This is a genomic window from Janthinobacterium sp. HH102 (assembly GCF_001758625.2).
GTDB lineage: Bacteria > Pseudomonadota > Gammaproteobacteria > Burkholderiales > Burkholderiaceae_D > Janthinobacterium.
Genome location: NZ_CP062062.1, coordinates 3,788,522 through 3,800,913 on the forward strand (window position 1 = coordinate 3,788,522; position 12,392 = coordinate 3,800,913).

General features: G+C 64.5%; 11 protein-coding genes. 1 reads left to right on the plus strand and 10 read right to left on the minus strand.

Annotation, left to right across the window (positions count from 1 at the left end; translation table 11 throughout):
* Nucleotides 1-13: 13 nt before the first annotated feature.
* The gene (locus tag JAB4_RS17250; protein WP_070218457.1) at nucleotides 14-3,721 is read right to left on the minus strand and encodes a PAS domain S-box protein; all 3,708 of its coding nucleotides are present in this window, start codon (nucleotides 3,719-3,721) and stop codon (nucleotides 14-16) included.
* Between the two features lie 27 nt (nucleotides 3,722-3,748).
* Here JAB4_RS17250 and JAB4_RS17255 point away from each other — a divergent pair, with 27 nt between their 5' ends.
* Nucleotides 3,749-3,973, plus strand: coding sequence for a hypothetical protein (locus JAB4_RS17255; RefSeq protein WP_139143687.1), 225 nt, complete (start codon nucleotides 3,749-3,751; stop codon nucleotides 3,971-3,973).
* A 105-nt stretch (nucleotides 3,974-4,078) separates the two neighbouring features.
* Here JAB4_RS17255 and JAB4_RS17260 read toward each other — a convergent pair whose 3' ends face one another.
* The 9 genes from JAB4_RS17260 to JAB4_RS17300 form a co-directional block, all read right to left on the minus strand.
* On the minus strand, nucleotides 4,079-4,735 hold the full coding sequence (locus tag JAB4_RS17260) for a hypothetical protein (RefSeq protein WP_139143688.1): 657 nt from the start codon (nucleotides 4,733-4,735) through the stop codon (nucleotides 4,079-4,081).
* Entirely contained in the window at nucleotides 4,732-5,100 is a 369-nt protein-coding gene (locus tag JAB4_RS17265) for a hypothetical protein (protein WP_070218459.1), read from the minus strand. Before JAB4_RS17265 ends, JAB4_RS17260 begins: the two co-directional genes overlap by 4 nt.
* Before the next feature lie 75 nt (nucleotides 5,101-5,175).
* The gene (locus tag JAB4_RS17270; protein WP_227741976.1) at nucleotides 5,176-7,635 is read right to left on the minus strand and encodes a TonB-dependent receptor; all 2,460 of its coding nucleotides are present in this window, start codon (nucleotides 7,633-7,635) and stop codon (nucleotides 5,176-5,178) included.
* Between the two features lie 221 nt (nucleotides 7,636-7,856).
* Complete coding sequence (locus JAB4_RS17275; RefSeq protein WP_070218461.1) at nucleotides 7,857-8,834, minus strand: FecR family protein; 978 nt, start codon at nucleotides 8,832-8,834, stop codon at nucleotides 7,857-7,859.
* Nucleotides 8,831-9,337 (minus strand): sigma-70 family RNA polymerase sigma factor, encoded by a 507-nt coding sequence (locus JAB4_RS17280; protein WP_070218462.1) that lies wholly within the window; start codon nucleotides 9,335-9,337, stop codon nucleotides 8,831-8,833. The genes JAB4_RS17275 and JAB4_RS17280 overlap by 4 nt, the downstream gene beginning before the upstream one ends.
* Before the next feature lie 295 nt (nucleotides 9,338-9,632).
* Complete coding sequence (locus JAB4_RS17285) at nucleotides 9,633-10,115, minus strand: DUF3617 family protein (RefSeq protein ID WP_070218463.1); 483 nt, start codon at nucleotides 10,113-10,115, stop codon at nucleotides 9,633-9,635.
* Between the two features lie 61 nt (nucleotides 10,116-10,176).
* Nucleotides 10,177-10,350: a hypothetical protein gene (locus tag JAB4_RS17290; protein ID WP_175444766.1), complete on the minus strand. Its 174-nt coding sequence runs from the start codon at nucleotides 10,348-10,350 to the stop codon at nucleotides 10,177-10,179.
* A 172-nt stretch (nucleotides 10,351-10,522) separates the two neighbouring features.
* Nucleotides 10,523-11,431: a heparin lyase I family protein gene (locus JAB4_RS17295; RefSeq protein WP_070218465.1), complete on the minus strand. Its 909-nt coding sequence runs from the start codon at nucleotides 11,429-11,431 to the stop codon at nucleotides 10,523-10,525.
* A 25-nt stretch (nucleotides 11,432-11,456) separates the two neighbouring features.
* Nucleotides 11,457-12,254, minus strand: a complete 798-nt coding sequence (locus JAB4_RS17300) for a heparin lyase I family protein (RefSeq protein WP_083287220.1) — start codon at nucleotides 12,252-12,254, stop codon at nucleotides 11,457-11,459.
* Between the last annotated feature and the right edge of the window lie 138 nt (nucleotides 12,255-12,392).

Below are 12,392 nucleotides of genomic sequence, written 5' to 3' on the forward strand. Positions count from 1 at the left end.
CGTCAGTCCAGTATCAGGAAAGGTCGGCAGCCGCAGGAGCCTCGAGCCACGCCAGCAGCTGGCGCAGCACGCCCACGGCGCGCGCAAATTCAAAGTCGTCGATGGCGCTGGCCAGCGCCTGCAGGCGCGGCTGCTGGCCATGCGGCGCCAGCATGGCGGCGATCTGCGCCATCAGGGCGTCGTCGAGCTGCCCGCCCTCCAGGCTGGCGATGGCTTGCCGCAGCAAGACGCCGGCAGCTGGCGCATCGAGGGGCGCGCCGGCGGCCGTCGCGTCCATGGCCACGGCCGGCATATTTACCTCTTCCAGTTCACCGGCCAGCGCCATGAAGGCGGCGGCCAGCTGCACCAGCAATTCGGTGGCCGGCAGCTGGCGCGCGATCGCTTGTTCGATGCGTCCCAGCAGGCTTTCGACCTGCACCAGGCACAGATTGCCCGCCGCGCCCTTGATACGGTGCAGCAGGTGGCCGGCCACGCTGCCGCCGCCGCGTTCCAGTTCCGCCGCCAGCATGGCGGCGCAGTCGCCATTGGCCTGCACGAAGCGGCCGATCGCCCGCTGCAAGGCTTCGCGGCCGCCCCACAGGGCGATGCCGCGCTGCCAGTCGACCTGGCCGGCGGCCACGCGCGCCGCCGCGCCGGCGGCCGGCGGCGGCATGGCCACGGCGATATCGAGCAGGCGCGCGATTTCCGCCGTCAGCTTGTGCATTTCCAGCGGCTTCGAGGCAAAGCCGTTCATGCCCGCCGTCTGCGCGGCGCGGCGGTCCTGTTCCAGCACGCTGGCCGTCAGGGCGATGATGGGCGTCGCCTTCAGGCCCTGCTCGCGCTCGTACACGCGGATCAGGCGCGTCGCTTCCAGTCCATCCATGCGCGGCATCTGCACGTCCATCAGGACGATGTCGAAGCTGCCCTTGCTGAACTCGCGCACGGCGCTCTCGCCATCGCTGGCGGCGATCACCTGGTGGCCCGCCGCGCCCAGGCTGATCAAGAGCAGCTCCACGTTCTGCGGCACGTCGTCTGCCGCCAGGATGCGCAGCGGCGGCAAGGCTGCCACGGGCTGCTCGCTGCGGCGCGCCACGGCCTTGCCCGGCGCCAGCGGCAGCAGCACGTGGAACACGCTGCCCACGCCCAGGGTGCTTTCCACCGTGATGGTGCCACCCATCAGCTCGACCAGCTGCAGCGAAATCGTCGTGCCCAGGCCCGTGCCGCCAAAGCGGCGGCTCATCGAGGAATCGGCCTGCGTGAATGGGGCGAAGATCTTGTCCAGGCGGTCGGCTGGAATGCCGATGCCCGTGTCGTGCACGGCGATATGCACTTGCTCGCCCTGCATGCCGACGGCCACGCGCACATGGCCCACTTCCGTGAACTTGACGGCGTTGCCGATCAGATTCGTCAGCACCTGCTGCACCCGGCGCGCGTCGCCGAGGAAGAACTGGCCCATGCCGGGATCGACGTCGACATGCAGCACCAGGTCGCGCGCGTGCGCCGTGACGCGCAGGGAGGCGGCCACGTGGTCGACCAGGTCGGGCAGCGAGAAGTCCACCAGTTCCAGCTCGGTGGCGCCCTTTTCCAGCTTGGCCGTGTCGAGGATGTCGTTGAGCAGTTCGAGCAGCGAACGGGCCGACTGGCGCACGGTGCCCAGGTGGCGGCGCTGCAGGCTGTCCAGGGCCGTCCCCAGCAGCACTTCCGTAAAGCCGATGATGGCGTTCATCGGCGTGCGGATTTCATGGCTCATGTTGGCCAGGAAGCTGGTCTTTGATTCGGCGGCCAGCTCGGCGCGGTCTTTCGCCGCGCGCAGGTTTTCCTGCATGGCGCGCCGCTCGCTCACGTCGGTGGCCAGCTTGACCACCTTGAACGGCTTGCCGTCCGTGTTGAAGATCGGATTGTACGACGCCTGTATCCACACTTCGCGGCCATCCTTGCCGATGCGCTTGTACTCGCCCGTATTGAATTCGCCGCCCGCCAGGTGCTGCCAGAACGCGATGTAGTCGGGCGAGGTCACGTGGGCGGGTTCGCAGAAGATGCTGTGGTGCAGACCCAGCACGTCGTCGAGCTGGTAGCCGACCAGGTCGAGGAAGTTCTGATTGGCCGCCAGGATGCGCCCCTGCAGGTCGAATTCCGCCACGGCCGTCGCGCGCGAGATGGCTGTCACCTTGCCTTCGTATTCGGCGTTGCGCAATTCGCTTTCCGTGATGTCGAGGATGACGCCGTCGATCCAGCGCACCACGCCGTCGTTGTCGAGCACGGGGCCGCTGCTTTCGCGCACCCAGCGCTCGCGCCCGTCGCGGTGGATCAGGCGGTAGACGTTCTCGAAGTCGCGCTGTTCGCCGGCCGCCTGCACGCAGGTGTCGTTGACGCGCTGGCGGTCGTCCGGATGCACGAGGTCGAACAGCCTGACCCGCCCTTCGATGAAGTCCTGCGGCGTCCAGCCCGTCAGGTTGAAGACGGCGTCGCTGATGAAGATCATCTTCCATTCGGGCGCGAAGCTGCAGTGGAAGGACACGCCCGGGATATTGCGGATCAGGGTACGGTACTGGCGCTCGCTGTCCTTGAGCGCCTGCTCCATGCTGCGCGACGAGCGCATGTCCGTGACAAACGCCACGAACAGGGGCTGGCCCGGCGTATCGATCTTGCCGATCGCCACGCGCATGGGCAGCACGGCGCCGTCCTTGTGGCAGCCATCGAGTTCGCGTCCGCTGTCGAGGATGCGCGAAGCGCCCGTTTCCAGATAGTCGCGCAGATAGCCCTCGTATTCGGCCGCGTCGGCCGGCTGCAGCAGCACGCTAGCGTCGCGCCCGACGATGTCCGCTTCGCGCCAGCCGAACAGGCTTTCCGCGGCGGGATTGAAGGAGCGCACCTTGCCCTGGCCATCGATGGTAATGAGGCCATCGGCCGCTGTGTCGACGATGGCGCGCAGGCGCGATTCGCTGGCGCTGGCGTGGCGCAGCAGCTGGCGGTAGCGCAGCAAGCCATTCGCGGCGGCCACAAAGACGGTCAGCGTGACGGTAATCAGGGCCACGGCCAGGGCGACGAACGAGGCTTGCACCGTGATCGTGTTCTCGCCTGCCGTGGGCGTGCCCGAAAAGCGCGCCGCCAGCATGCCCGTGTAGTGCATGCCAGAAATGGCCAGGCCCATCACCACGCTGCTGACCAGCAAGGATGTAAGCGGACTGAGGCGCTGGCGCATGGCGTTCAGGCCGAAGCGCACCCACAGCGCCAGCATGGCCATGGTGACGGCCACCAGCAGCGAGAGCACAAACAGCCAGGGTTCGTAGCGCAGGGCCAGCGACGTCTGCATGGCGGCCATGCCGCTGTAATGCATGGAGCCGATCCCAACTCCGACGAGCACGCCGCCGACCACCAATTGCCGCCAGTTGATGCTCGGACGGGCCAGCAGGTGCAGCGCCACCCACGAAGCGGCCATGCCTGGAAGCATCGACAGCAGGGTCAGGCCGGGCGCGAAGGACACGCGCGTGCAGATATCAAAGGCCAGCATGCCGATGAAGTGCATCGACCAGATGCCACCGCCGAGCGCGATGGCGCCCGTGATGATGGCCGTCTGGCGCTGGAAGCCGCGCTCGCTGCTGCGCGCCATGCCGGCGATCTGCAAGGCCATGAACGAGGCAAAAATGGCGATGCCGATAGAAAACAACACCAGCCAGGCATTGTGCGTGCCATAGATGTACGGCAAGGTATCGTTCGATACGGCAAAGGTGGAACTCAGCATACTGTCGTGAACCGAATAGAGTGAAACGTGACGTCGCAAAACATGACGGCGCACCGCGCGCCGGCGCCGGGCTTTTTAGTAAAGCGGCAACACAGCGAAAATGACAACGGCAACAGTCGACCAGGGCAAGGCTCGGTCATCACGCCCGCGCCTGCCGCGCGGGGGAAAGGTGCTTTTTACAGAGGGAAAAAGCGGAATGCGTACGAACTCTGGCGCGGATATCTGGCCGCCAGCGTGACGATGATTTTTTAAAGAATCATGAGTATAGTTGCTTTGCGAACATATTCATAGGACTTCAGCAATATAGTTGCCAAAAGAAAAATATTCCGCAGCCCTGATGCGACAATTTCCGGCCGCTCAGCCTGGCGGCCACTGCGCGCGTATCGCGGCAGATTCCTGATAGGTGGGACCGGCCCGCACGGCGACAGGAATACCGGCCAGTTTGCAACGGCGGCTCAACTCGTCCTTGATCTGCCGCAAGGACCAGCGCTGCGGCACGGGCAGATCCATGCCAATCACGCGAATCAGCGGGCAGTCGTCGAGGGTCGAGTGCAGCAACAGCTCCAGGCGCGCCATCGGTGGCCCGCCCCGGTAGACGGTTACCGCGCCCGCGTAGGCGACCACCTCGAGCGCGCGTATCTGCCGCAGTTCCAGCTGCAGCGCCTTCTCATGGCCGGGCAAACGCCGCGCCACCCGGCGCAGCAACAGGCCGGCGTCGTTGATTTCGACATCAAAGGACAGATTGCGATCCGGCAGCAGGACCAGGCCGACGGTCCAGGCGGCCAGCGCCGGCAGGAGCAGCAGCACCGCATCGCCCGCGTATGGCACGTCGCGCCAGACGGCTTGCAGGACAAAGGCGAGGATCAGGGCGCAGCCGCCCAGCAGCACGCTGCGCCACAGTACGGGACGCAGATTGGCCATCATCGCTGCCTGGGAACTTGCATCGTCGGCCGGCGCAAAGCGTATCCATTCGGCGCGTGCCCCTTTGAGCTTGCGAGACGGCGCTGCGCTCAAGCGGTCGGCGCCAGCATGCCGCGGAACCACGCCAGCTGTTCGCGCGTCAGGTAGTTGGCACCATCGCCGTGCAGGATGACGATCTCGATCTCGGGAGGAATCGACGCGATCAGTTGCGCGCCCGTGACGGGAATCTTGGGAAAATTGATGCCGGCCAGGAAGGCCAGGTCTTCCGCCACCGTCACGCACTGGCGCTCGGGATTCGGCGACGGCACGAGGAACAGGTCGATCTGCTCGCTCTGCCCGCCGATCACGACGTGCAATTGCGCGGCCAGCAGTTCGGGCAGGATCAGCTCGATGTTATTCTCGGCGCGCGATTGCTGGAAAGCGCTTTTCAGGGGCGTGAGGACAGGCGTGGCGGACATGGGAACCGTGTAAAAGTGAAGACGGCGGCAGTGTAGCAGAGGCGCCCGGCCGGGCGCGCTCCGCTGGCGTCACCCCTACAGCTTGTAGTTCAGGGACAGCAGCACGCTGCGCGGCGCGCCGTAGCGTTCCAGCCCGCCCGACCACGCATAGCCGAGGCCCTGGTAGTAGCGGCGGTCCAGCACGTTGTCGACGCTGACGCGCAGCTGCACCTGCTCGCTCAGGCGGTAGCCGGCCGTCAAGCCGACGATGGCGTAGCCGCCCTGTTGCGTCAGGTAGCCCGTGTCGCGGCGGTAGATCTTGTCCTGCGCGTACACGGAGCCGCCCAGATTCCAGCGCGCCAGGCTGCCGCGCAGCTGCACAGTCGTGTACAGCTTGAACAATTGCTTCGGCTCATCCGTGGCGATGCGCTGGCCGATGTTCGCCGCCACGCTGTCTTTCGTGTATTTGGCCAGCACATAGGTGTAGCCGCCGGCGATCTGCCAGCCCGGCAAAGGCGAGCCCGAGAGTTGCAGATCGACGCCTTCGCTCTGCACCTGCCCGGCCGCGCGGGCGCAATAGATGGCGCCGCCCGTGGGGCAATTGACTTCATCGGCCATCGCGCGGTTATTCTGCTTGATGCGGAACAGGGCGCCGCCGGCATTGAGGCGGCCGCCGAAGTACTCGCCCTTGACGCCCACTTCCAGGTTGGTGCCGCTCAACGGCGGCAAAGTATTGCCGCGCACGTCCAACGAGCTTTGCGGCTCGAAGATCTGCGTGCCGCTCGCATACACGGAGTGATGCTGGTCCAGGTCGTAGACGAGGCCCGCATACGGCGTAAACTTCGCGTTTTCCGTCAGGCCGCGCCGCCACGTGGGGTTGCTGGCATACCAGCCCGTCACGTCCTGCGCATACCAGCCGAAGCGCCCGCCCAGCACCAGGCGCAGCGGATCGGCCAGGCTGAAGTTGCCGGCCGCATAAATTCCCTTCTCATCCGTCTTGCGGCCCCAGTTGTACGGCTCGAACGGCGCGCCGTTCATGCGATAGGCATGGGGATTCCACTGGCGGATGTCGATCACGCGCGTGCCGGCGCCCTCCCAGCTCTGACCCGCATCCGAATCGTCGTGGCGGTAGCTGGCGCCCACGATGACGTCGTGCTGGCGGCCGAACCAGGTGACGGGGCCGCTCAGGCGCCAGTCAGCCACCACCTGTTCCGTGTTGTACTTCCAGCCCGTTTCCGACTGGCCGAAGCGATAGATCTCGCCATCGATGCGGCTGTTGGTGGTGTTGCGCGTGCTGGACGAGGCATCGATGCGCGTGATGGCAAAGCGGCTGCGCCAGCCCTGCTCCAGCCTGGTTTCCAGGTCGGCGAAGACGACGTTGTTGTCGCGTTTCTGGAACGAGTCGGCATTGTTCAGGAATGTCGAGCGCGGCAAGTCCATGTGGCGGCCGTCGGCAAACGTCGGCAAGCCGACAAACACGCCGTCGGTGCGGCTGTGCTGGCGCGAAAAGCCGATGCCGGCCGTGGTCGATGGCGTCAGGTCCGCTTCGACGATCGCATACACGGTGCCATTGGTGTTGTTGACCACATCGACGAAACTGTCGCTGTCGCGCCAGCTGGCCGCCACCCTCCCGCGCACGCTGCCCGAGGCGTTCAAGGCATTGCTGGCGTCCACCGTCAATTGCCGGTCCTTCCAGCTGCCCAGGTGGGCGGATGCGTTCAGCAAGGGCGTGGCCGTGGGGCGCTTGCGTATCATGTTGATGCTGCCCGACGGCGCGCCCGCCCCTTCCATCAAACCCGTGGCGCCGCGCACCACTTCCACCCGGTCGTACATCAGCATGTCGGCGGAAACATTACGCTCATTAAAACCCGTGACATCGAGCGGCAAGCCATCGACGTTGACGTGGCTCAAGGCAAAACCGCGCGCAAAATACGTGGTTTCCTGGTCGGACACGCCCTGGGTCTTGCCATAGATGCCAGGCGTGGCGCGCGCGACGTCCTGCAAGGTGGTCAAATCGAAATCTTCCATCTGCTGGCGCGAAATCACGCTGACCGTTTGCGGCGTGTGGCGTTGCGACAGGTTCAAGCCCGTGGCCGTCGACATCGCGCGCGCCGTATATAAACCCGTGCCTTCCGTGGCGCGGTCCGCCTCGGCGCTGACGACCACGGCCGGCATGCTGGCCAGGCCGCCATCGGCCGTGCTGGCATTCATTTTGCGCAACATATAATTGCCGCTGCCGTTTTCAAGCACTTCGAGGCCGCTGCCTTGCAGCAACGTTTGCAAGCCGGCCGCGACGCCATAACGGCCCTGCAAGCCCGGCGTCACCAGGCCGTCGAGCGCCACGCCCTGCGTGGACAGGTTCACGCCGGCGGCGATGGCAAACGAGGCCAGCGCATCGCGCTGGCTGCCGGCGGGAATGCTGTAGTCGCGTGTGCTGGCTGCCTGGCTGGCCTCGGCCGCCAGCGCCATGTGCGGCAAAGTGGCGCCGGCGCCGCCCACGGCGAGAAACAAGACCAGCGCGGCGCGCACGGCGCCGGTGGTGGGATGGAGCGTCATGCGTGCTGCTGTCAACGTGCGGTGCTGTAAAGCCATGTAAACCCTTTCGATGGTTCGGATTGTTCGTTCTCTACCTTGTATGACGAAGCAATCTGCAAAAAGGGACAGGCAAGAAGTAAATTGGAGCACGTCGGCTTACGCCCTGCGGGCTAAGCCGACCTACCATACCCGACAGGCGTAGGTCGGCTTAGCGTGGCAAGGCCACGCGTAAGCCGACAAGCTCAAGCCGCCTCGACACTGATCCAGTAGCGCGTGCGGCGCGCCAGCCGGATCGGCAAGGCGCGCTGCAGCAAGAGCAGGATGTTCTCCGGGTCGTGCAACTGGAAGATGCCGTCCACGGGCATGGCGGCGAGCGCCGGATCGCAGCGCAGCACGCCATAGCGGTAGCGGGCTACCTGTTCGAGCACCTCGCCCAGCGGCATGCGCTCGGCGATCAGCACGCCCCGCAGCCAGGCGTCCGCATGCGGCGCCAGCGGCGTCAAGGCGGAAACGGCCGCGTCGTCAAAACTGCCCTGCCGGCCCGCATCGACCCTGCGCAAGGCGTCGGAAGCTTCCCTTGGCCGGATCTCGACGGCGCCCTCGCTGACGCTCACCTGCGTGCGCGGCGCCAGCACGCTGCCGCCGTGGCGCACGCTGAAGTGCGTACCGAGCGCGCGCACGACGCCATTACTGCTGCGCACGAGGAACGGGCGCGCCGGCACGGCCCCGTCGTGCGCCGTGGCGACGTGTATTTCCCCGGCATGCAAGACCACCAGCCGCGCCGCGCCGTCAAAGCGCACGTCGATGGCCGTGTCCGTATTGAGTACCAGTTGCGTGCCATCGGGTAATGTCATGTGGCGGATTTCGCCCCTGGCCGTGCGGATGGCCGCGCGCCACGCTTGCCACGGCGCCGACTGGCTGGCCAGCCACAGTGCCGGTCCGGCCACGATCAGCCCGGCCAGGCCGTAGAGCACGGCACGCCGCTGCGGCGACTGCGGCGCCCCGTCCGCCGCCTGGCGCAGCACCGGCGGCACGCTGGCCAGGGTGCCGCACACGAGCTCGGCCCTTTTCCAGGCCGCTTCGTGCGCGGGATCGCTGGTGCGCCAGGCCTGGAAGGCTTGCTGTTCGTCAACGTTCAAAGGCCCCCCATGCAAGCGCACCAGCCATTGCGCCGCCGCGCGGGCGGCGCGCGGGTCGATGGCAGCCGTGCTGGCGTTCACAGGATCAAGAGGATGCAGCGCTCGAACGCCTGCACCATATAGCGCTTGATGCTGCGCTCGCTCACGCCCAGGCGCCGGGCGATTTCTGCATAGGCGAGGCCATCGACATGCGCCAGCAGGAAGGCGTCGCGCACGAGCGGCGGCAAACCATCGAGCATGGCATCGATGCGCTGCAAGGCTTCCAATACCAGCAAACGCTCTTCCGGCGACTGCATCAGCAATTCAGGCTGCTGCGCCAGGGTTTCCAGCCACGCCTGCTCCAGCGACAGGCGCCGGTAATGGTCGATCAGCAGGCGCTGCGCCACGGTGGTGAGATAGGCGCGCGGTTCGCGCAGGCTGTGCCGGCTCTCGGGCGGCGCCGTCAGCAGGCGCACGAAGATATCGTGCGCCAGGTCGGCCGCATGGTCGGCGCACTGCAGCTTGGCGCGCAGCCAGCGCATCAGCCAGCCGTGGTGGCTGCTGTAGATGCCTGCTATCGACTCGCTGGACTGCGCAATGTTCACTCGGGACTCCAATGCGCGCAAGGCAAGGCGCGACTAATTGATAATAATTCTCATTATCACAAATCCGGGCCTCCGGCGTCAATGCCGGCGCCTGCCTATCGCTGGAAACCGTTGTTTCAGCGCGCTTGCCGGCTGCTAAGTAACCCCCAATAAATTATTGTGATTTCTGACTTCCATAACCGGCGCTCTGCGGCGTTGCTCACTGCTAGCAGTGCTCGCACTGCGTCGCAGCGAACGCCTTGCATAGCATCCGGTTCTGTTTGTCATAAATTCACACTAATTTTCCGAGGATTACTTAGCGGTTGATATACACGCTCTTCATGACCATGCCGCCGCGCATTTTCTTCGCGCCCGGCGCCAACCCGGCGGGACAGGCACCGAGGAATACGCCCGCCAGTTCCGTGCGTTGCACCTCGGTCTTGCCGTTCAGTTCGATAGTGGTATCGGCGGTCAGGGTATAAGCCTTGGCCAGGTCGCCCTTGAAACTGCCCGCCAGCTTGGCGCCAGGACAGCTGGACTGGAAAGTATAGCTGTCGCCCTGGCGGCTTTGCGACGCGATCTGGCATTCCTGCTCGAAATCGCTCCACAAGTCGTCGTCGATCAGGCGGTCGCGTTGCTGATCAACGCAAATTTCCCAGGAAAACGGCGAGGTGGCGGGCGTCACCTTCCACAGCCCCGTGGCACGCTGCAAGCGCTGCGCCGGTTCCGCCGCCGAGGCGGACGTGGCTGCGCACAGGGGAAGGATCATCATCAGGAACAGGGTCGCGCTGCGTTTCATGGGCATTCCTTTTGGCTAAAAGTTTAAATATAGCAAAGAGGAACGCATGCAGGCCGCACGCTTAGCCGTGCATCCCGGGCCTGGCTGCCAATACGAAGGGAATGGCAAACGGCCCCAGGAGCACCACCAGGATGGCCCTGACAGCCGTAGTTTTCAAGGAGCGGCGCTTGGCAATGAAGAGGCAAACGAAAGCCGACAGCGACCAGATCAAGGCAGGCAAGTATTCAGTCATCATGCACTCCGGATGCGCCTTGCAAGGCAGGAGAACCATGCTGACACGGAAACGCGGGCATCGCAATGGCAGATTGGGCGTCTGCAAGGCAATGCGCCGCTGAGCACGTTTTTTTCAGCAATTCTTAAGACTGAGGCTCATAGCACTGACGACAGTGGTGAAGCTGTCGCCTTGACTACGTTGCCGGCGGCACGGGGCATGGCGTCTGACCGGCCATTTGCGCATAGGTACTGGCGGCGCCGCCCAGATGGATGAAATCCGTGTACAGGACACGCTTGCCGTGCAGCGTGTCCTGAAATCCGCCCAGGTAGGCGCCCGTCTTCGGATAATTGCCGCGCAACGGCAAGTCCACATTCATATAGTGGGTCGGGAAATTGCTTCCCTCATACACCAACTTGCCATTGAGCCACAGGCGCGATGCGCCCGTGCCTGAGGCATGCTGCCAATCCGCATCGAGTACCACGCAATACCATTTCTCACGTTCAATTTTCCCCAGCACCAACCGTTGATGCATCGTGTTGTTCGGGGTCGCATCGGGCACCATCACACCGTCCTTCAGCGTGTAGGTGTCGCGGTGATTGGCCCGCGTCTCCAGCAGCAGGTCAGGGCCGTCGGCGACGATCGAGAACGGTGGCGACGTCACGACGATGCCCCTGGAGCTGTGCACCTGGAAGACGACGATCCAGCCATCCTTGCCCGTCAAGTCCCAGTCGGCGGGAAAATACACGCCGCCCGCATACCAACGGCGCCCCTGGGGCATGCGCTCATACGATGGCGTTACCTCTGTGCGCTTGCCATAATCGTCGGGATCGCTGGCATTGACCGTCATGCGAAATACCTTGCGCATCTCGACGCCTTGCGTCACGGCGGGATCGCCCACCAATTCCAGGCCAGCAGGATTGCCGGCGCTAATGCCATACAGCCAGCTGAAATAGCGTGTCGTCACATTGTCAAAACTGGCTGGCCTGGGCAAGCTGGTCGGCGCCATGGTGGTCACGGGTCCGCCGATGCTGTTGACGACCTGCGCGTGCAGCGGCGTGGCAGCCAGCAATGCCAGCATGGCGGTGGCGATAAATGAGCGCATGGGAAACCTTTGCTTCAGGGATTGCTCAAGGCGCTGCATGGCAAGGCGTCTTTTGCGTCAAGTCATTGAGTGATGCGGCGGCATCGCCCACCCATATAAAGTCGGCATACATCACGCGATGGCCGGGTGCCGCCCCCTCGGGTACGCTCAAGCCCACGCGCGGCACGTGCAGCGCGCCCGCATAGCTGTTGTGGCTTAAGCGGGCAAAGAAAGTTTCCTTCGCACTGCCATTCATGTACACCCGCAATTCACCGGTGCCGGCCACCGCAGACCAGTCAGCACGCACCACCATGCAATGCCAGCTGCCCAGAGTTGCCGGCCCAGCCAGCACCGTGCGGCGCGCAGAATTGGCGGGCGTGATATCGCTAGTCCGATGATTGAAATTCATGTTCAGCGTCAGCTGGTCGCCACGTATCTGCAGTGCAAGCGGCGGCGCCAATGCACCTGCCCCGCTGCCGTTGTCGACCTGGGCCACGGTGACGGGCACGCTGGTGGCAATCCAGTCGACCGGCAGGAAGATGCTCATGGCATACCAGCGCCGGGGCGATTGCACGGGATGCTGTTCGTTCAACAGGTAGGCATCGCTGTGCGGCGTGGCGTCCGTGCTGTACCAGTCAGCGCGCACCACGGGCCGCGTAACGCCGCCCAGCGTCGCCGTCGTCACCTGGACACGCTGCTGCGCATGCTGGCGCACGCCATAGTAATCAGTGAAATGCTGTGCGATGTCCGCCGCCGGGGTGGCAGGAAAGACGGCCGCCCCGGCATGCACCGGCAAGCCCGCAACGGTCAACAAGGAGATGGCGGCAAGACGAAATAACTGCATGCAAAGCCTTTATGGATGGGCTATCAAAAACACGATGCATGTAATTGTATTTAAATCTATTAATTTTTACAATTAATAAATATATTTTTTATAATTGCTGGATATACGGGGCAAAGCAGGATGAGGCCGGGTCCGCCA

What these genes read in the sequence shown, in the direction of transcription:
- JAB4_RS17250 (WP_070218457.1), bottom strand. Translation starts at nt 3,721, where the DNA reads ATGCTGAGTTCCACCTTTGCCGTATCGAACGATACCTTGCCGTACATC.
- JAB4_RS17265 (WP_070218459.1), bottom strand. Translation starts at nt 5,100, where the DNA reads ATGTCCGCCACGCCTGTCCTCACGCCCCTGAAAAGCGCTTTCCAGCAA.
- JAB4_RS17270 (WP_227741976.1), bottom strand. Translation starts at nt 7,635, where the DNA reads ATGACGCTCCATCCCACCACCGGCGCCGTGCGCGCCGCGCTGGTCTTG.
- JAB4_RS17285 (WP_070218463.1), bottom strand. Translation starts at nt 10,115, where the DNA reads ATGAAACGCAGCGCGACCCTGTTCCTGATGATGATCCTTCCCCTGTGC.
- JAB4_RS17290 (WP_175444766.1), bottom strand. Translation starts at nt 10,350, where the DNA reads ATGATGACTGAATACTTGCCTGCCTTGATCTGGTCGCTGTCGGCTTTC.
- JAB4_RS17295 (WP_070218465.1), bottom strand. Translation starts at nt 11,431, where the DNA reads ATGCGCTCATTTATCGCCACCGCCATGCTGGCATTGCTGGCTGCCACG.
- JAB4_RS17300 (WP_083287220.1), bottom strand. Translation starts at nt 12,254, where the DNA reads ATGCAGTTATTTCGTCTTGCCGCCATCTCCTTGTTGACCGTTGCGGGC.